Here is a 605-nt window from a genome sequence, read left to right on the forward strand (position 1 = left end):
ATCGGCGTGATCATGGGCGGCATGGCCAGCGGCACGGTGCTGGGCGTGCCTTTGAGCTTGCTGCTGGCGCAGCAGCTGGGCTGGGCCGCCGCACTGTGGCTGGTGGCGTTCCTCGGTGCGCTGGCGCTGGCCGGCTTGCTGTGGAAGCTGCCCGTGCTGCCGCCGGCGCCTGCCATCGCGCTGCGCCGCAAGCTTGCCTTGCTGGCGGACGGACAGGTGCTGGCCATCTTGCTGGTGTCGCTGCTGGCGGCCATTGCCAGCCTGGGCATGTACACGTTTGTCGCGCCGCTGCTGGCATGGTCCGCGCACGGCGAGACGCTGTCCGTCACGCCCTTCCTGTGGGCCTGGGGCGTGGGCGGCATCGCCGGCAGTGTGCTGGTCGGTCCATTGGCCGACAGGTTGGCCGCGCCGACACTCACTCTGTGCATCCTGCTGTTGCTGGCGCCGGCCCTGGGCGCGCTGCCGCTGGCGGCCGGCTGGTCGGCATGGCTGATGCTGGCGCCTGTCGTGCTGTGGGGCGCTGCCGGCTGGGCCCTGCAAGTGCCGCAGAACCGCGCAGCTGCTGGCCGTGCGCACGGCGCAGGGCGACGGCAACCTGGCCATCG

General features: G+C 72.1%; 1 protein-coding gene. It reads left to right on the plus strand.

Annotation, left to right across the window (positions count from 1 at the left end; all coding sequences use genetic code 11):
- The coding region (locus tag JaAD80_RS29270) for an MFS transporter (protein ID WP_219726910.1) at positions 1-605 on the plus strand (605 nt) is incomplete at both ends.

Source organism: Janthinobacterium sp. AD80 (genome assembly GCF_002878455.1).
In the GTDB taxonomy this organism is placed as follows: domain Bacteria; phylum Pseudomonadota; class Gammaproteobacteria; order Burkholderiales; family Burkholderiaceae_D; genus Janthinobacterium.